Origin of the sequence: Phocaeicola sp. HCN-40430 (genome assembly GCF_037890285.1) — a bacterium.
GTDB classification, from domain to species: domain Bacteria; phylum Bacteroidota; class Bacteroidia; order Bacteroidales; family Bacteroidaceae; genus Phocaeicola; species Phocaeicola acetigenes.
In genome coordinates this window covers 25,440-45,244 of the sequence record NZ_JBBKBS010000007.1, presented here as the reverse complement: position 1 = coordinate 45,244, position 19,805 = coordinate 25,440, and the positions used below count along the sequence as shown (strand labels likewise).

At 45.4% G+C, this 19,805-nt stretch carries 17 protein-coding genes; 12 read left to right on the top strand and 5 right to left on the bottom strand.

Translation table 11 applies throughout. From position 1 onward, the window contains the following. Positions 1–21: 21 nt before the first annotated feature. Entirely contained in the window at positions 22–855 is an 834-nt protein-coding gene (locus WKU26_RS04680; protein ID WP_338158055.1) for an ATPase, read from the bottom strand. A gap of 188 nt (positions 856–1,043) precedes the next feature. Next, on the bottom strand, positions 1,044–1,634 hold the full coding sequence (locus WKU26_RS04675) for an FKBP-type peptidyl-prolyl cis-trans isomerase (RefSeq protein ID WP_269878120.1): 591 nt from the start codon (positions 1,632–1,634) through the stop codon (positions 1,044–1,046). Positions 1,635–2,150: 516 nt separating this feature from the next. Here WKU26_RS04675 and ilvD point away from each other — a divergent pair. The 12 genes from ilvD (at position 2,151) to fucP (ending at position 16,729) form a co-directional block, all read left to right on the top strand. Beyond that, on the top strand, positions 2,151–3,953 hold the full coding sequence (gene ilvD, locus WKU26_RS04670; RefSeq protein ID WP_340321088.1) for a dihydroxy-acid dehydratase: 1,803 nt from the start codon (positions 2,151–2,153) through the stop codon (positions 3,951–3,953). Positions 3,954–3,985: 32 nt separating this feature from the next. Further along, positions 3,986–5,689 (top strand): biosynthetic-type acetolactate synthase large subunit, encoded by a 1,704-nt coding sequence (ilvB, locus tag WKU26_RS04665; RefSeq protein WP_338158052.1) that lies wholly within the window; start codon positions 3,986–3,988, stop codon positions 5,687–5,689. Between the two features lie 15 nt (positions 5,690–5,704). Continuing rightward, complete coding sequence (ilvN, locus tag WKU26_RS04660; protein ID WP_340321087.1) at positions 5,705–6,253, top strand: acetolactate synthase small subunit; 549 nt, start codon at positions 5,705–5,707, stop codon at positions 6,251–6,253. A 122-nt stretch (positions 6,254–6,375) separates the two neighbouring features. Beyond that, on the top strand, positions 6,376–7,122 hold the full coding sequence (locus WKU26_RS04655) for an acyl-[acyl-carrier-protein] thioesterase (protein WP_340321086.1): 747 nt from the start codon (positions 6,376–6,378) through the stop codon (positions 7,120–7,122). 204 nt (positions 7,123–7,326) lie between these two features. Beyond that, on the top strand, positions 7,327–8,370 hold the full coding sequence (ilvC, locus tag WKU26_RS04650; protein WP_340321085.1) for a ketol-acid reductoisomerase: 1,044 nt from the start codon (positions 7,327–7,329) through the stop codon (positions 8,368–8,370). Positions 8,371–8,687: 317 nt separating this feature from the next. Continuing rightward, positions 8,688–9,215, top strand: coding sequence for a nitroreductase family protein (locus tag WKU26_RS04645; RefSeq protein WP_340321084.1), 528 nt, complete (start codon positions 8,688–8,690; stop codon positions 9,213–9,215). An 11-nt stretch (positions 9,216–9,226) separates the two neighbouring features. Next, entirely contained in the window at positions 9,227–10,309 is a 1,083-nt protein-coding gene (locus WKU26_RS04640) for a tetratricopeptide repeat protein (RefSeq protein ID WP_340321083.1), read from the top strand. A gap of 166 nt (positions 10,310–10,475) precedes the next feature. Beyond that, entirely contained in the window at positions 10,476–11,456 is a 981-nt protein-coding gene (locus WKU26_RS04635) for a GntR family transcriptional regulator (RefSeq protein WP_340321082.1), read from the top strand. A 78-nt stretch (positions 11,457–11,534) separates the two neighbouring features. Next, positions 11,535–13,307, top strand: coding sequence for an L-fucose isomerase (gene fucI / locus WKU26_RS04630; protein WP_340321081.1), 1,773 nt, complete (start codon positions 11,535–11,537; stop codon positions 13,305–13,307). 45 nt (positions 13,308–13,352) lie between these two features. Next, positions 13,353–13,991 (top strand): class II aldolase/adducin family protein, encoded by a 639-nt coding sequence (locus tag WKU26_RS04625; RefSeq protein ID WP_340321080.1) that lies wholly within the window; start codon positions 13,353–13,355, stop codon positions 13,989–13,991. Further along, entirely contained in the window at positions 13,988–15,337 is a 1,350-nt protein-coding gene (locus WKU26_RS04620) for a rhamnulokinase (RefSeq protein WP_340321079.1), read from the top strand. Before WKU26_RS04625 ends, WKU26_RS04620 begins: the two co-directional genes overlap by 4 nt. Before the next feature lie 81 nt (positions 15,338–15,418). After that, complete coding sequence (gene fucP, locus WKU26_RS04615; protein WP_340321078.1) at positions 15,419–16,729, top strand: L-fucose:H+ symporter permease; 1,311 nt, start codon at positions 15,419–15,421, stop codon at positions 16,727–16,729. Positions 16,730–16,824: 95 nt separating this feature from the next. On the opposite strand, the gene WKU26_RS04610 is transcribed toward fucP, so the two are convergent. From WKU26_RS04610 to WKU26_RS04600, 3 genes are read right to left on the bottom strand one after another with little or no spacing between them, the layout of a single operon-like run. After that, entirely contained in the window at positions 16,825–17,202 is a 378-nt protein-coding gene (locus WKU26_RS04610) for a hypothetical protein (protein ID WP_340321077.1), read from the bottom strand. A 15-nt stretch (positions 17,203–17,217) separates the two neighbouring features. Next, positions 17,218–18,480, bottom strand: coding sequence for an MFS transporter (locus tag WKU26_RS04605; RefSeq protein ID WP_340321076.1), 1,263 nt, complete (start codon positions 18,478–18,480; stop codon positions 17,218–17,220). Next, on the bottom strand, positions 18,481–19,791 hold the full coding sequence (locus WKU26_RS04600; RefSeq protein ID WP_340321075.1) for a SpoIID/LytB domain-containing protein: 1,311 nt from the start codon (positions 19,789–19,791) through the stop codon (positions 18,481–18,483). Positions 19,792–19,805: the final 14 nt, after the last annotated feature.

Genomic DNA, 19,805 nt, shown 5'->3' with positions numbered 1-19,805 from the left:
GTAATATAATTCAGGTATATTTTATGTCCAATGATAGGCTATCAGGCTATTGATGGGCTGCTTGATAACTTTTTCTATATGCAGTCCGGAGCGCAAGGCTGCTTCCTGTAATTCCTTTTCAAAGAAGCAGGCGATGGAGCCCACAAAAGATACCGGTAACTTTTGTTTGTATTGCAGGATGTTGCGTCGGAAAAACTCCATAAAACAGTCGATGAGTAATGCCTGTATTTCCGGAATGTCTTTGTGCCTATATATATAAGGTGTAATAGCCGATAAGAAAAGGTTTGCTTGAGGCTGTCGGTACACTCTGTCCAGAATATCGGCAGGTGTCAGTTTGTATTCCCGGCAAAAATCGTCTGCTATTTCCCGTGGAAGCTGTCTCTTCAGGCAGTCGGCGATAAAGCGTTTGCCAATGTAGGCTCCACTTCCTTCATCACCTAATATATAACCCAGTGGAGAAATACTGTCGGTAATTTGTTCGCCATCGTACAGGCAAGAATTGGAGCCTGTTCCCAAAATACACGCTATCCCCGGCTGTTTTCCACATACGGCACGAGCCGCACCCAATAAGTCTGTGTAAATATGTATGTCCGCTCTTGGGAAAAAGTGCTCCAGTGAGCGGCGGATGATGCCTGTTTTTTCAGGGATACATCCTGCTCCGTAAAAATAAACGGCAGTACACGTATCGGCATTGGCCAGCTGTGCAACCAGTTGCTCGCGGATGATACGGAATACTTCTTCTTCTTTTAGGTGAAAAGGGTTTATTCCTTTGGTTTCTATCAGTTGGCCGTTTTCCGGATTGTCTCCAGCATACCAGTCAGTCTTGGTGGCTCCACTGTCTGCAATGAGTATCATAATCGTCTTTTTAAATTCTTAATAAAACAAATGTAGTGAAAGGCAAGTGCAGTACCAAGACAAAAGCTTGCTTTTGGACGAAGGTAATGCCAAGCCGCATCCTATATTCTTCAAATATACAAAAAAGAGTAAACCAGTGGTACTGATTTACTCTTTTATCTTTATCGGATTAAATAATAGCTATCCTATTAGTGGCAATGTCCGCATCCGCAACCGCATCCGGCTTCTTCTTCGTGTGAGTGGTCTCCGCATCCGCCTCCGCAGCTGTCACATCCGCAACCGCAGCCTTCACCGCTCATCAGATTTACCATACCTTCTATTTCTTTGTTGGTTGCTTCACGCATTTCAGTGATAACACCTTCGAAAATCAGGTCTTTTCCTGCATGCGGGTGATTCAGGTCGAGAACCACTTTGTCTTCAGTGATTTCGCCTACGTTTGCGTAGAACTGATGTCCTTCTGCATCGTTCAGCATGATGATGTTTCCTTCGAAGATGTTGTCGCTGTCAAAATTTCCGTCTGCATCACAGAACATAGATTTTGAAACGGCGCGTACACTTTCTTCGTCACGTTCTCCGTATGCTTCCGCACAAGGAATAGTGAAGTTGAAGTGGTCTCCTTTGTTGAGTGCAAGGATTTCGTTTTCGAATTTTTCAAGAGTATATCCTATTCCAGAAATGAACTGAAAGGGATGTTCTACAGGAGCTTCTTCCAATAACTCTTTCTTGCCTTCTGTAATAGCATACAGCTTATATGCGACAGTAATGTATTTATTTTCCATGTTTTAATATTTTGATTTGTCGGCAAAGGTAGGAAATAAAAATGATATTTCGGATGAGGGAAATTGATTTCAGAGAAAATACTTTTTGTTTTAGTGTTTTTTAGTAAGGAAAGATGAAAAAAAGTCTTTTTTATGTACTTGGGTAAACATATATGAACATTTGTCTGTAAATTGCAGCCTTTACAGCCTGATGAAAAGGTGTAAAAGTGATAAACTGATAGTAAAATGGCTCTCATTTTTACGATTAATAATTTATTGGAAAAAAAACTATCATTTTATTTGTTCGTTACAAAAAAGCCTTTACCTTTGCAAGCACAATAATCAATTTTGATAAAGAAATGAAAGCAACTATCTTACATAGCAACCTGATTATTTTGCAGGTCATTCGCGTCGTGGTTTTGCAGCCAAGAGGTGAGGAAGGTTCGTGTATATAGTTGTATATGCTAAGATATGTATGAAAGCCTTTCTCACTGATTCAGGAGAAAGGCTTTTTAATTGATAAGAAAAGATACGAAGATGAAAAACCAGTTACGCAGTTCGATGAGTACGGAAGGCCGCCGCATGGCTGGAGCCCGCGCCTTGTGGGTTGCCAACGGCATGAAGCCGGAGATGATGGGAAAGCCCATTATCGCTATTGTAAACTCATTTACTCAGTTTGTTCCCGGACATACACATTTGCATGAAATAGGTCAGCAGGTGAAGGCCGAAATCGAAAAGTTAGGATGCTTTGCGGCAGAGTTTAATACCATTGCCATTGATGATGGTATTGCGATGGGACACGACGGTATGCTTTATTCTCTTCCGTCGCGCGATATCATAGCCGACAGTGTGGAGTATATGGTCAATGCCCATAAAGCAGATGCGATGATTTGTATTTCCAACTGCGACAAGATTACTCCGGGGATGCTGATGGCTGCCATGCGTCTGAATATTCCTACCGTATTTGTATCCGGAGGTCCTATGGAAGCGGGTGACTGGAACGGAAAACATCTTGATTTGATTGATGCCATGATCCAGTCTGCAGACCCTACTGTGAGCGATGCAGATGTAGCGGAGATAGAACGTCATGCTTGTCCGGGTTGTGGAAGTTGCTCGGGTATGTTTACTGCCAATTCCATGAACTGCCTGAATGAAGCCATCGGATTGGCTCTGCCTGGAAACGGTACCATTGTGGCTACACACGAAAACCGTGCCCGGCTGTTCCGGGATGCAGCTGCATTGATTGTGAAAAATGCCTATAAATATTACGAAGAGGGCGATGACAGTGTATTGCCCCGTAGCATTGCTACCCGTGCTGCTTTTCTCAATGCCATGACCTTGGATATCGCTATGGGAGGCTCTACCAATACAGTATTGCATCTGCTTGCCGTGGCACACGAGGCAGAAGTCGACTTTAAGATGGACGACATCGATATGCTTTCCCGCAGAGTTCCGTGTTTGTGCAAGGTGGCTCCGAATACACAGAAATACCATATACAGGATGTAAACCGTGCCGGAGGTATTCTTAATATCCTGGGCGAGTTGGCTAAAGGGGGATTACTCGATACTACAGTACGTCGGGTAGACGGTTCTACACTGGCCGAAGCCATCGCTGCTTATGATATTTGTACACCGGCAGTCAATCCTGAAGCACAGCGTATCTACAGCAGTGCACCGGGTGGAAAGTTCAATATCAAGTTAGGATCGCAGGGAACTGTATATAAAGAACTCGATACAGACCGTGAGTCGGGTTGTATCCGCGATTTGGCTCATGCATATAGTAAGGATGGCGGGCTGGCTGTACTGAAGGGGAATATTGCACAGGATGGTTGTGTAGTGAAGACAGCCGGAGTAGACGAAAGCATCTGGAAATTCTCCGGACCTGCAAAAGTCTTCGATTCTCAGGAGGCTGCCTGCGAAGGAATTCTGGGAGGCAAGGTCGTAAGCGGTGATGTAGTCGTGATTACTCACGAAGGACCGAAAGGAGGTCCGGGTATGCAGGAAATGTTGTATCCTACTTCTTATATCAAATCGAAACATTTGGGTAAGGAATGTGCCTTGATTACCGACGGACGTTTCAGTGGAGGTACTTCCGGATTGAGTATCGGACACATTTCTCCGGAAGCGGCAGCCGGTGGAAACATCGGTAAGATTGTAGACGGTGACATCATTGAAATCGATATTCCGGCTCGCAGCATCAACGTACGTTTGAGTGAGGAAGAACTGGAGGCACGTCCGATGCGACCTGTCACACGCGACAGAAAAGTATCGAAAGCCTTGCGGGCTTATGCCAGCATGGTAAGCTCGGCCGATAAAGGTGGAGTAAGAATTGTGGATTAATGAAGATTTATGCTTCGTAAAAAAGGAGAGTTATGAGTAAAGAAAGAATATCAGGATCGGAAGCGCTGATGCGTTCGCTGGAGCACGAAGGAGTGAAGACTATCTTCGGATATCCGGGAGGAGCCATCATGCCGGTTTTCGATGCATTATACGATCATCGGGACAAACTGAATCATATATTAGTCCGTCACGAGCAGGGAGCGGCTCATGCAGCTCAGGGCTTTGCCCGTGTGTCGGGTGAAGTAGGAGTATGTCTGGTAACCAGTGGACCGGGAGCTACCAATACCATTACAGGAGTGGCCGATGCCATGATAGACAGTACGCCTATTGTGGTGATTGCCGGTCAGGTAGGAGCCGGACTTTTGGGAACGGATGCCTTTCAGGAAGTCGATTTGGTGGGTATTACCCAGCCTATTTCCAAGTGGAGTTACCAGATTCGCCGTGCAGAAGATGTGGCATGGGCTGTATCCAGAGCCTTCTATATCGCACGCAGCGGTCGTCCGGGACCGGTTGTTCTCGATTTTGCCAAAAATGCGCAGATTGATATGACCGATTTCGAACCGATGAAAGTGGATTTCATCCGCAGTTACGACCCGGATCCGGAAACCGACCCGAAAGCATTGGCCGAGGCTGTAGCTCTGATTAACGAGTCGAAGAAGCCTTTGGTTTTGGTAGGACAGGGCGTAGAGCTGGGAAATGCACAGCAGGAATTGCGTGCGTTTGTAGAAAAAGCCGATATTCCCTGTGGCTGTACATTGCTGGGCTTGTCTGCATTGCCTACATCACATCCGTTGAATAAGGGGATGCTGGGAATGCACGGTAATTTAGGCCCCAATGTGAAGACCAACGAGTGTGATGTGCTGATTGCGGTGGGTATGCGCTTCGATGACCGTGTGACCGGTAAGCTGGAAACATACGCCAAACAGGCAAAAGTCATTCATCTGGATATCGACCCTTCTGAAATAGGAAAGAACGTGCCGGTAGATGTTCCGGTATTGGGCGACTGTAAACGTACACTGGCTTTGCTGACTGAGTTGATACAGTCTAATACGCACACAGAGTGGATCAACAGTTTTGCTTCGTACGAAGAAACAGAGTATACCCGGGTGATTGAAAAGGAGATACATCCTTCTTCGGGTCCGCTGAATATGGGTGAAGTAGTACGTGCGGTAAGTGAAGCCACAGAAAATAAAGCAATATTGGTGACCGATGTAGGCCAGAATCAGATGATGGCTTGCCGTTATTTCAAATATAGTCAAAATCGCAGTGTGGTTACATCCGGTGGAATGGGAACAATGGGATTCTGTTTGCCGGCAGCTATTGGTGCTACCTTTGGCGCTCCTCAGCGTACGGTTTGTGCCTTTATGGGCGACGGTGGTTTACAGATGACCATGCAGGAGTTGGGAACCATCATGGAGCAGAAAGCCCCTGTAAAGATTATCCTGCTCAACAACAATTATTTGGGCAATGTGCGCCAGTGGCAGGCCATGTTCTTTAACCGCCGTTATTCATTTACTCCGATGATGAACCCCGATTATAAACAGATTGCTTCGGCCTACGGCATTCCGTTCCGTCGTGTAGCAGAACGTGAAGATCTGAATGAGGCTATCCGTGAGATGTTGACTACCGATGGCCCGTTCTTCCTCGAGGCTTGTGTGATAGAAGAAGGAAACGTACTTCCGATGACTCCTCCGGGAAGCTCTGTAAACTACATGATGTTGGATTTAGACTGTTAAGCAGAAAGGCGATTTATGGAAAACAAAACTTTATATACAATCATTGTTCATTCGGAAAACATTGCAGGTATACTGAATCAGATTACCGCTGTTTTTACCCGTCGGCAACTGAATATCGAGAGCCTCAACGTATCGGCATCTTCTATTAAAGGAGTACATAAGTATACCATTACTTGCTGGACAACGGCCGATATCGTTGAAAAGGTAGTGAAGCAGATAGAAAAGAAACTGGATGTGATACAGGCTCATTATTTCACCGATGAAGAAATTTTCCAGCGTGAGGTAGCCATGTACAAAGTTTCTACACCGGAGTTTCAGTCCACTCCCGAAGCATCGAAAGTAATTCGCCGGTACAGTGCTCATATTGTAGAGGTGAATCCTACTTTTTCTATCGTGGAACTGACCGGAATGAGCGACGACATTACTTCGCTGTATCAGGAACTCAAGGCTCTGAAGTGTGTGCTTCAGTTTGTACGCTCCGGACGAATTGCTGTATCGACCAGCTGTTTCGAAAGAGTAAACGAGTATCTGGCTCATCGCGAAGAAAGATACAACAACAGATAAAGGATTGTTTTTGGCAGTGATGTTATATCGAAGCCACAACAAACCAAGGAGTTTAAAGACTAAAGAACTCACAAACTAAAGAACTTAAAAACTAAAAACTCAAAAACTTAAAAACTCAAAAAATGGTAAATGAGAATAAAGTCGGAACGTATGAGTTTGTGGCAGAACCTTTCCATGTTGATTTCACGGAAAAACTGACCATGGGAGTGCTGGGCAACCACCTGCTGAACTGTGCAGGTTTTCATGCAGCCGACAGAGGATTTGGCATTGCCACCTTGAACGAGAATCATTACACATGGGTGCTTTCCCGTTTGGCTGTAGAGATGAACGAATTGCCCCGTGCTTATGAAAAATTCAGCATACAGACGTGGGTAGAAAATGTATACCGTCTGTTTACCGACCGTAACTTTGCCATTCTGAATGCAGAAGGAAAACCGATTGGGTATGCTCGTTCTGTATGGGCGATGATTAGTATGCAGACACGTAAGCCGGCCGACTTGCTGGCTTTGCATGGCGGAAAAATCACCGATTATATCTGTACCAATGTAGAGTGTCCGATAGATAAACCGGGGCGTATCAAGATGGAGCAGCCGGAGCAGGTGGGCGAACATCTGGCTAAGTACAGCGACATCGACCTCAACGGCCATGTAAACAGTATCAAGTACATCGAGCATATTCTCGACCTCTTTCCGATGGAGCAGTTCCGCGATAAAACCGTCCGCCGCTTCGAAGTGGCCTATGTGGCAGAAGGCTATTATGGCGATACGCTTACTTTCCATCGCGAACAGAAGGGAGAAAACGAATACGATATAGAAGTAAAGAAGAATAACGGTGAAGTCGTTGTTCGCAGTAAAGTGATATTTAAGTAAGTTTTTAAGTTTATGAGTTTTTTAGTTTGTAAGTTTATAAGTTCTTAAGTTTGTAACTTCTTAAGTTTATGAGTTTGCTACTGCTTGATTGCCAAATTAATAACAAACTCAAAAACTTAAAAACTCAAAAACTCATATTCAATATTCAATAAATTGTTTTAATAACCGAAACTCCTTAGGGAGTTAGCTAAAAAAGATTGAAAAATGGCACAGATGAATTTTGGCGGTGTAACAGAAAATGTAGTAACCCGCGAAGAATTTCCATTGGAAAAAGCACGTGAAGTATTGAAAAACGAAACTATAGCTGTCATTGGTTACGGTGTGCAGGGTCCGGGCCAGTCATTGAACTTGCGCGACAACGGATTCAATGTAATCGTAGGACAGCGTCAGGGAAAAACATACGACAAGGCAGTAGCCGACGGATGGGTACCTGGAGAAACACTCTTCAGTATCGAAGAAGCATGCGAACGCGCTACTATTATCCAGGTATTGCTTTCGGATGCAGCACAGATAGCATGCTGGCCTACTATCAAACAATATCTTACTCCGGGTAAGGCTCTGTATTTCTCTCATGGCTTTGCCATCACTTATAAAGAACGTACAGGTATTGTTCCTCCTGCCGATGTCGATGTAATCATGGTTGCTCCAAAAGGTTCGGGTACCTCTTTGCGTACTATGTTCCTCGAAGGACGTGGCTTGAACTCTTCTTACGCTATCTTCCAGGATGCTACCGGACGCGCTTTCGAACGTGTTGTCGCATTGGGTATCGGTGTAGGTTCCGGCTATCTGTTCGAAACTACCTTCCAGCGTGAAGTATATTCAGACCTTACCGGCGAACGTGGTACTTTGATGGGAGCTATCCAGGGATTGCTCTTGGCTCAGTACGAAACACTGCGCGAACACGGACATACTCCTTCTGAAGCTTTCAACGAAACAGTAGAAGAACTTACTCAGTCATTGATGCCTCTGTTTGCAGCCAAAGGTATGGACTGGATGTATGCAAACTGTTCTACTACAGCACAGCGTGGTGCTTTGGACTGGATGACTCCGTTCCACGATGCTACCAAACCGGTATTCGAAAAACTGTACCAGTCTGTAGCCAGCGGCGAAGAAGCACAGCGTTCTATCGACTCCAACTCACAGCCGGACTATCGTGAAAAACTGAACGAAGAACTCCGTCAGTTGCGCGAAAGCGAAATGTGGCAGACTGGAGCTGTGGTTCGTAAACTCCGTCCTGAAAACAACTAAAATATAAAGGTGTCCCATTGTAATGGTGCAGGTGTCTCCTTATAGTGAGACGCCCGTCTCCTTACAGTGGGACACTCGTCTCATTGCAGTGAGACGCCCTTTGCTTCTCCTTCTTGGGGAAGCTTTTTTTATATTCCTGCACACCGGTTCATCTGTTTTTATACGCTTTCCTTTTTCTCTTTTTCTTCTTTCTTTTTGTGAGTGTATACCGGGAGCCTTTCTCTGTTTGTTTTTATTTTAGGTAAGTGCAGAATGTCTTTTCCGATTTTTTTGTAAGTTTGTGCATCACTATATACAATTAAAAACAGTAAGAAACTATGAGCGGAAAAGACTTTTTGGAAATTATAAAGACACGTCGCAGTTGCCGTAACTATAAACCGGAGCAGATTACAGACGAAGAACTGAAGGCTGTACTTGAAGCCGGAACTTATGCACCCACTTCACGTGGTATGCAGTCGCCTTTTATTGTGGCCGTGCAGAATGAGGAACAGCGCAAACAACTGGCTGCCATGAATGCCCGGGTGATGGGAGTTACCTCCAATCCTTATTACGATGCTCCTACTTATGTATTGGTCTTTACTCCGGCCGATGCCAACAATCCTATACAAGACGGCAGTTGTGTACTGGAGAACATGATGCTGGCTGCCCATGCCATCGGTCTGGCAAGTTGCTGGATTCACCGCGAGCGGGAAATGTTTTCTACGGAAGAAGGTAAGGCACTGATGAAACAGTGGGGATTGCCCGAAGGACTGGTCGGTATAGGTGCTTTGTCATTGGGTTATCCGGCGGGAGAAGCTGCTGAGGCAAAACCACGTAAGGAAGGATATTACCGCATTGTGAAATAAATTTTATCCTTATGTTGCATATTTTACCTGTCATTTCACATCACTCCGTTTCGTTTTGTCTGTCCCAATTTCTGACAGACCTGGAAGTCCCTGTCGATCTGGAAGCCGAAGGCACAGACGGAGCTTCAACTTATTATTATTTGAAACGTCCGCAGCATTCTACTACCTTTTTTGTGCTGGCCGATCATGGAGAAGGCAAATATGAAATCTGGATGGACGGGATGGCATCGTTTGCCGACTATAAGTTTTTCCCTTATCTTGCTGATTGTCTGCACCGTTTCTTAAACGGAACTCCATTGCAGATAAAAGGGGTGTCTGCATTCGAATATTACAACGAAGACTGGATAGCAGAGACCATCGGCGAGGAGATTGCTACCTTGAAATCGGTTCTTTCCATTGCTCCTCGCTATTATCTTACCTTACCGTTCAAGCCATTCACCTATGTGTCGGAAGACATGTTGGCAGGGGTAGGGGCAGGATTGCATTCTTCCACTCCACGTATCTATGGATACGCACAGTTTCTGATGCGTAACAGCCGGCTACTCCAGGCCACGGAGCAGGAAGTAGAAGAAGATCAGGCTTTGAGTGAAAACGAGGTTATGGTGGATGTGCCTCAACACGTGTCAGTAGGAAGAGTGAAATCGTGGCAACTGGATGGGGCAGAGACCTGGGAAAGTTATGCTGCAGAAGATGTGCAGATGCTTCAGCATTTAGGAGAATGTTTCAAGCGGGGAGAGAAAGTGGATGGAGTGGTACTGAATGATTTGGGTACCATTTATCAGGAAGGCATCGGAGTAGCGCAAGACGGTTATCTTGCCGAATACTGGTTCGAGCAGGCGACACAGCAAGGCGACCGGCATTATGCACCGACCAATTTGGGTGACCTTTACCGCAAGGGCTGTGGCACGCTTCCTGCTTCCTTGCCCCACGCATTTCAGGCTTATATGCGCTCCGACGATCCTTATGCACATTATCGCATCGGACAGGCATACGAAGAAGGATGGCTGGGATATACAGATATGGATAAAGCCATGCAATGGTACAGACAAGCGGCAAAAGAGGGACATCATCTCGCAGTGAAACGCTTGAAGTGATAGTAGAAAGATTCTAGGTCTATTCGTTCTTCTTTGGTTTGTTGTCGATGAATATTAAGTATTAAAATTCTTAAATATGTTGTCAAACATATACACTGATTGAGGTATCATCAAAGGAAAATCTTTTCTTTGCATCAGTATAGTTCAGCATAGTTAGGGTGAAGATATGGAAATATTGTTCGGGCAGCAGTCGACGAAGGTAAAACAACTTTCGGATTTGATAGAACAGGATATCGTGGAAGGAAAATACAAAGGAAATAATAGTCTTCCTTCCATTAATAGCTTGAGCCGTACGTATGGGGTATCTCGTGATACAGTGTTCAAGGCTTTTGCCGACTTGCGGGCAAAAAAGCTGATTGATTCGACTCCGGGAAAGGGGTATTATGTAATAGATGGTCCTAAGAAAGTCTTTTTGCTACTCGATGAATATTCACCTTTTAAAAATACGCTTTATAATAGCTTTATAAAGAATCTAGGTAACAAATATAAGGTTGACTTGTGGTTTCATCAGTATAATGAGCATATCTTCAATACGATATTACATGAGGCCATAGGACGGTATAACTATTATATTGTGATGAATTTCGATAATGAGAAGTTTTCTCCTTTGCTGGAGCAGATTCCCGCTTCGAAATTGTTGTTACTCGATTTTGGAAAGTTCGATAAGAAATCTTATTCGTATGTATGTCAGGATTTTGACAATGCCTTCTACAAGGCGCTGACTAGTCTTGTAGAACGTTTGAGCCGCTATAGGAAGGTGGTCTTTCTCTATCCGGAAGACTCGAAGCACCCTGAAAGTACCGCGGAAAGCCTGAAATCTTATTGCCGGACTCACGATCTGAAATGTGAAATTATCCGGGAGGAAGACTTAGGCAGGCTGGAGCAGAAGGTAGTTTATATTGTGATCAGGCAGATCGATGTGGTGAATGTGATTAAGCGCAGTCGGGAATTGAGTATGAAATGTGGGTATGATTTTGGCCTGATTGCGTACAATGATACTCCGGCGTACCAGGTGATTGATGAAGGAATTACAGCGTTGAGTGTCGACTGGGAAGAGATGGGGCGGCTGGCAGCAAGGTTTGTGACGGAAGGAAAGTCTGTTCAAGTTTATCTTCCTACCGAGGTTCATTTGAGACATTCCTTGTAGACGGCTTTTTTAGAAACTGATTTCAGCACAGTTTAGCACAGTGCATTATGAAAAACAAATATATTAACCTTTGAATTTATGAATAAATATCCGAAAATTGGGATTCGTCCCACAATTGATGGTCGCCAGGGTGGCGTTCGTGAAAGTCTTGAGGAAAAGACTATGAACCTGGCTAAAGCAGTAGCCGAATTGATTTCTACTAACTTGAAAAATGGGGATGGTTCTTCCGTAGAATGTGTCATTGCAGATTCTACCATCGGGCGTGTGGCTGAGAGTGCTGCTTGTGCCGAAAAATTTGAACGGGAAGGAGTTGGTGCAACCATAACCGTGACTTCGTGTTGGTGTTATGGTGCAGAAACAATGGATATGAATCCCTATTATCCGAAAGCAGTATGGGGATTTAATGGAACAGAACGTCCAGGAGCAGTGTATCTGGCTGCTGTATTGGCAGGACATGCTCAAAAAGGACTACCTGCGTTTGGTATTTACGGACGTGATGTACAGGATCTTAATGATAATACTATTCCTGAGGATGTAGCGGAAAAGATTCTTCGCTTTGCCCGTGCAGCGCAGGCGGTTGCTACAATGAGGGGAAAATCGTATCTGTCAATGGGTAGCGTGTCTATGGGTATCGCTGGTTCTATTGTCAATCCTGATTTTTTCCAAGAATATCTGGGAATGAGAAACGAGTCTGTCGACCTGACAGAGATTATCCGCCGTATGACAGAGGGTATTTATGATAAGGAAGAGTTTGAAAAGGCTATGGCCTGGACTGAAAAATACTGCAAGAAGAACGAAGGACAGGACTTCAACTCGGATGCAAAGAAAAAGACTCGTCAGGAAAAGGATGCCGATTGGGAATTTATTGTGAAAATGACTATCATCATGCGCGACTTGATGAAAGGAAACCCAAAACTCAAGGAAATGGGCTTCAAGGAAGAAGCATTGGGACATAATGCCATTGCAGCTGGATTCCAGGGACAGAGACAGTGGACTGACTTCTATCCGAACGGGGACTATTCTGAAGCATTGCTTAATACTTCGTTCGACTGGAACGGAATTCGTGAGGCTTATGTGGTAGCTACCGAAAATGATGCCTGCAACGGTGTAGCTATGCTCTTCGGTCATTTGCTTACTAACAGAGCCCAGATTTTCTCTGATGTACGTACCTATTGGAGCCCGGAAGCTGTGAAGCGAGTGACTGGAAAATCGCTGACCGGATTGGCTGAAAACGGTATCATTCACTTGATTAACTCTGGAGCCACTACATTGGATGGTACAGGACAACAGACGGATGAAAATGGATGTCCTACCATGAAACCGGCATGGGAAATTACCGAAGAAGAAATGGAAAAATGTCTGGAGGCTACCACATGGTATCCTGCCAACAGAGATTATTTCCGCGGAGGTGGTTTCTCGTCTAACTTCTTGTCGAAGGGAGGTATGCCTGTTACCATGAGCCGTTTGAATCTTGTGAAAGGATTAGGTCCTGTACTTCAGATTGCAGAAGGATGGACAGTAGAAATCGATCCGGAAATCCATAAGTTGCTGGATGAACGTACAGACCGTACTTGGCCTACTACTTGGTTCGTGCCACGCTTGTGCGACAAACCGGCCTTCAAGGATGTATATTCTGTTATGAACAATTGGGGAGCTAATCATGGAGCTATCAGTTACGGACACATTGGCCAGGATCTGATTACATTGGCTTCTATCTTGCGTATCCCGGTATGCATGCACAATGTGGACGAAAACGAAATCTTCCGTCCGGCAGCATGGAATGCATTCGGCATGGATAAAGAAGGAGCGGACTATAGAGCATGCAAGAATTATGGCCCTATCTATAAATAAGAGGAAGTCAGTCTGATAAAAACAGGTATAATTTACAGAATCAAGATGATTACAGATATACATTTCAAAGAGTTTGTAGCGCAGGCTCATCGGGTAGGTGAGGCTGGATTGACAGTTTGCAGCAGTGGCAATCTGTCTTGGAGAATAGGGGATGAGGTATTGATTTCGGGTACTGGCTCGTGGGTTCCTACACTTTCGAAAGAAAAAGTGGCCCAATGTCGGTTGGATACAGGTGAGGTGTTGAATGGAGTTAAGCCTTCCATGGAGCATGGCTTTCATTTGGGTATCCTGAGAGAAAGACCGGATGTCAATGTGGTACTTCATTTCCAGTCGCCTTATGCAACGGCTGTAGCCTGCATGAAGCATATTCCTTCAGATTTTAATGTAACGGCAGAAGTACCTTGTCATGTGGGAGCGGAGATTCCGGTGGTGCCTTATTTCCGTCCGGGTTCTCCCGAATTGGCGGCTGCAGTAGTGGATGCTATGAAGAATCATAACTCCATCTTGTTGCAAAAGCACGGACAGGTGGTATGCGGAAAAGATTTTGATCAGGCTTTTGAACGGGCGATGTTTTTCGAGATGGCTTGCCGGATTATCGTACTCTCCGGAGGGGAATATCAAACGTTGGGCAAAGCTGAGATAGACGATCTGGAAACTTATGTGTTAGGCAAGAAGACAAAATGACAGACGTATATTTGGCAATTGATTTTGGAGGGGGTAGCGGGCGTGTGATTGCCGGCTACCCTTCCGGTGATGAGTTAGTGCTTGATACGGTATATCGCTTTCCCAATCGTCAGGTAAAGTTAGGTGCTCATGTCTATTGGGATTTTCTTTCCCTGTTCGAAGATATGAAGCGGGGCATACGCATGGCCCACGAAAAAGGTTATCGTATCAAAAGTATAGGTATTGATACCTGGGGGGTGGACTTTGGACTGATAGACAAGCAGGGTAATTTGCTGGGAAATCCTGTCTGTTACCGGGACCGGCGTACAGAAGGTCTTTCGGAGGAGGTGTTTGCTCGTGTCTGTCGGAAAGAACATTATGCTCGGGTAGGTACTCAGGTGATGGATATCAATACGCTTTTCCAACTTTATGCTATGAAGAAAAATGGCGATCCGCTGTTGGAAGTGGCTGATAAACTGTTGTTTATGCCCGACCTGTTCAGTTTTTTTCTGACGGGAGTGGCGAACAATGAATATAGCATTGCTTCTACATCCGAAATGCTGGATGCCAGAAGTCGGCAATGGGACTGGAAACTGATGGAGGAACTGGGGCTGCCTGCACATTTGTTTGGTGAGATTGTCATGCCCGGAACTGGAAGGGGAAAAGTAAAGCCGGAGATTCTGGAGGAACTGGGTATCGGTTACGATATTGAGGTCGTGGCTGTTGCTTCTCATGATACGGCAAGTGCTGTTTCGGTGGTGACGGAGGTTGCCGGAGGGGAGCACAAGGCTTTCTTGAGTTCGGGAACCTGGTCTTTGTTGGGTGTAACTCTCGATGAACCGGTGCTGACTGAGGAGGCGCGTAAGGCTGGATTTACAAATGAAGGAGGTAGCGATGGTAAGATTTGTTTCCTTCAGAATATTACCGGTCTGTGGATTTTGCAGCGGCTTTTCTCTCAATGGAAGGACGAAGGCAAGGATACCTCATACGAGAGACTTATTCCGCTGGCGACAAAGACAGAATTCTGTGCTACCATTGATGTAGACGATGCCTCATTCCAGAATCCGATTTGCATGTCGGAAGCCATCAACCGTTATTGTGAAGCTACGGGTCAGCCTGTACCTGTATCGCAAGGAGAATATGTTAGATGTATCTTGTTGTCGCTTGCCGAAAGATACCGGAAAGGTATCGAGGAACTGAACAGGATGCTTCCTCAGCCGGTTACGTGTCTTCATATTATCGGCGGAGGCAGTCAGAATGGATTGCTCAATGACTTGACAGGAAAACTGACCGGTCTGAAGGTGGAAACCGGGCCGGTGGAGGCCACTGCCATTGGCAATATTAGAATGCAGATGAAACACGTCTGAATAAAATATGCCATAAGGTTTCCTTTGGCATATTTTGTGACTTGTATACGTTGTTAAACACATGATAAACATTTTAATACTATGAGTTGTAAGAAAGCAGAACCAATATTGAAGAAGGAGGGGGTGAACTATCTTGTACCGTTTATATTGATTACTTTTTGTTTTGCCCTTTGGGGATTTGCCAATGATATAACTAATCCGATGGTAAAAGCTTTTTCCAAGATATTCCGAATGAGCGTTGCGGATGGAGCACTGGTACAAGTTGCTTTTTATGGAGGATATTTTGCAATGGCTTTTCCGGCTGCTATGTTTATCCGTAAGTATACTTATAAGGCAGGAGTACTGATGGGATTGGGGATGTATGCGTTGGGTGCCTTGTTATTTTTTCCAGCCAAGATGACTGGAAATTATTATCCTTTTTTGTTGGCTTATTTCATTATGACCTGTGGCTTGTCTTTTTTGGAAACTAGTTGCAATCCTTATATCCTTTCTATGGGTAGTGAACAGACGGCTACCAGAAGATTGAATTTGGCTCAGTCTTTTAATCCTATCGGTTCTTTGCTTGGGATGTATGTGGCTATGAATTTCATTCAGAATAAATTGAATCCGATGGATACTGTGGAGCGAAGCCAGTTGACACAGGTTGAGTTTGAACAGGTACGTGATTCAGATTTGTCTGTACTGATAGCTCCTTATCTTGCAATTGGAGTCGTGATTTTTCTCATGTTGCTGGTTATCCGACTGTCGCGGATGCCTAGTAATGCTGACCGTTCACATGCCATAAACTTTATTCCGATCTTGAAACGTATTTTCTCTATCCGCCATTATCGGGAAGGAGTGATTGCACAATTCTTTTATGTAGGAGCACAGATTATGTGCTGGACATTCATTATACAATATGGAACCCACTTGTTTATGTCGCAGGGAATGGATGAGCAAAGTGCGGAGGTACTTTCTCAGAAATTCAATATTGCGGCAATGATTATTTTTTGCGGAAGTCGTTTTGTCTGCACGTTTATGTTGCGGTATCTGAATGCCAGTCTCTTGCTTAAAATCCTGGCCCTGGCTGCGTGTGTCTTGACTGTAGGGGTTATCTTCCTGGAGAATATATGGGGAATGTATTGTCTGGTTGGAGTGTCGGCGTGTATGTCGCTCATGTTTCCCACTATTTATGGTATTGCGTTGGAGGGATTGGGGGATAATGCCAAATTTGGAGCTGCCGGGTTGATTATGGCCATCTTGGGCGGTTCAGTCCTTCCTCCATTGCAGGCTTGCATTATCGATTGTAAGGTGTTGTTCGATATGCCTGCTGTCAATCTCTCGTTCGTCTTGCCCTTGGTTTGCTTTGTAGTAATAGCCATATACGGGCATCGGATGCGTTGTCGGGTGTAGGATGTAGATAGTATCATTCCGCCCCTGCACATCTGTTCGGATACAGATATGACAGGGGCGGAATAATATAATCTGAGTAGTGTAGGCAGAACGGATTAATGCATGTCGGCCATTTCGTCGCGGTAAGCCTTGTACGTGCCCGGATGTTGTGTAGTGGCAGTGAAGGTAACTGCATCGCTACTTATCGATACATTGCCGATTTTATTTCCCTGACTGTCGGTCACTACATCCGATGGAGTATTTTTAAAGGTTCCGTTCCATACGTAGTAGTTGTCTGCTCTGCTTTTTGGAAATACTTCGTAAGTACATTGGAAACTATACCCATCGGAGGTTTTTCCAATAGTAATGACTGTGTCCGATTCTCCGGTCAGATTGCCGTATCTGCCTGTAATTTCTGTCGGTTCATCGTCTGTAGTACATGCAGTGGCAACTATCATTGCCGCAAGCATTAAAAAACGGTTTATAGTTTTCATACGTGTATAAGTAAGTTATTTTTTTCCAAATTCAGGATCTATTTTCAGTAAGGCTGTGACGCCGAAAGTAGCGATACAGCATATCATTATCCATACAAAGAAATGCGGATAGCCTAATGTTTCCTGCAGCCATCCGGCTATCATGCCGGGCAACATCATTCCCAATGCCATAAAAGCCGTACAGATGGCATAATGTGCGGTTTGATGACTGCCGCGGGAGTAGTAAATCAGGTAGAGCATATATGCCGTGAAGCCAAAGCCATATCCGAACTGTTCGATAAAGATACAAATATTAATCAGAATCAGGCTGCTATCCGGGAAATAACTTAGATATACATAGACGATATCGGGTAAAGAAATAGCCCATACCATGGTCCACAGCCAGTAGCAGAGTCCGTGACGGGCTACAGCCAGTCCACCCAATATTCCTCCTGCCGTAAGTCCGATGATGCCTAAGGTCCCTTGGGCAAACCCAATCTGTTCGGTCGTCATTCCCAGTCCCCCTTCGGATATCGGGTCGAGCAGAAAAGGAATACTCATCTTGGCAAGCTGGGCTTCCGGCAGCCGGTAGAGCAGCATAAAGAGAATGGCAGCTCCGGCTTGTTCTTTTTTGAAGAAAGAACGGAAGGTCTGCAGGAAGTCGTACAGCAGGCTGGAGGCCGAGTGCTGACGGACAGCCCGGTCCTGTTCGGGACGAGGCAGCCGGTAGGCATGGTAGACCCACAGTGCGAGCAATAATCCGGAAGCAAGCAGAAAAGTCAGTGCCCAGGCATACGGAATACCTTGTCCCGATTTCTCCAGAAAGCCGGCAAGCATAATCAGTACTCCCTGTCCGGCAATGGTTGCAATCCGGTAGAAGGTACTGCGTATGCCTACATACAGTGCCTGCTGGTGTGGGGTGAGTCCCAGCATATAGAATCCGTCGGCTGCAATATCGTGGGTTGCCGAACTGAATGCAAGAAGCCAGAATACCGCCAGTGTCACCTGGAAGAAATGTTCGGTGGGAATGGTAAAAGCGATTCCGGCCAGTCCGGCTCCGATAAGTAACTGCATGGATACAATCCACCAGCGTTTCGTCTTGATAAGGTCGACAAACGGGCTCCACAGCGGTTTGATTACCCAGGGCAGGTTCAGCCAGCTGGTATACAGGGCAATGTCGGTATTCGATATGCCCATGCGTTTGTACATGACCAAAGACAGTGTCATGACAATGACATAAGGTAACCCCTCTGCAAAATACAGACTGGGTACCCACTTCCAGGCAGATGGTGTGTTCATTTAGTACAGTTTTCTTATTTCTGCACCCCGATAGTAGTGCAGCAAGATTTCATTGTAATTGTATCCCTGTTCCCCCATAACGGCTGCTCCAATCTGGCACAGTCCTACTCCGTGTCCCCATCCGGCTCCGGTCAGTTCGAACCAGGCGGGCGCTCCGTTTTCCTCCTGTCCTTTGTCTACCACGAAGGCCGAGCTGAACAGATGGCTTTCCGATAGCGTACGGCGTATTTCCAGTTCTTTTCCTATGATGAGCGTTTTGTTTGTTCCTACAATCTTCAGACGGCTGATACGTCCGGATTTTCCACGTTCCATTGGGATGAGGTCGAGTATCTGTCCGTAATCGGTCTTGGTGTTTTTACGAATCAGTTCTGCCAGTTCTTCCTGCGTATATCGCACGTTCCAGCGGTAGAAGTCGGTCGTCTCCCTGTCGTAATTGTTCAGGATTTGTGAAAGGATATGCGTATCCTTTGTATTACAGAAAGAAGGAGGAGAAGTCCGTATCCACTGCTGTATGGTCTGTTCGTCCGAAAGATCGGGAATCGGTTCGTTTGAGCCGGTGTCGCGCACAGCCGAGAGATAGGTATGTTTTTTGTCCTCCCAGCAGTAGTTGAATTCCTCGCTTACTCCGCCACAGCATTTGGAGAAGCGTGCGTCGCAGATGCTTCCTTTGTGCATCAGTACCTGTCCTTTGGTGGTCTTTACTGCTTCTTCTACAGCCGGGCTGGTTGCTTTGGTGATTCCCTGATAGCGCTGGCAATGGTCGTCGGCACAGACATCGAAGATGCTATGGTCTTCCCGGTCGTACCAGCGGATGTATTCTGTTTCTGTCTTGATGAACGAAAAGAAATCGGCAGGTTGCTGGCTCATGGCTTTCCGTTTTTCGATTTGTGCCAGCAGCCAGCTGCGTGAGATTACAGCGTGGGCTTTCAGAAACTCGGGAGATGAAGCCGAGTTCATTTCCGAAGAAATCACACTGATAAGGTAATCTTCTGCCGGAAGCAGATTGATAGCTACAATCTTTCCTTCGTCTACCACTAATTTCAATGTTCCTCTGAATACTTGTGTTTCCTGCCGTTCCCAATGGAAATTGATACCGATTGTGACATCGTACAAGGAGAAAGAGGCTTCATTTTCCAGTGGGGTAAAGGTCAGTTCGCGGTATACATTTCCGTTCCATAGTATGCCTCCGTCTTCGAATGCTACTACTTGTGGTCCGTCTACCGTTTCTCCTTTCGCCAGGAAATGTGCGTTCAGGGTAAAGTGTATTTTCTGGGCACTGACAATGCCGATACTTATTTCAGGTTCTTTCATATATTGATGCGTAT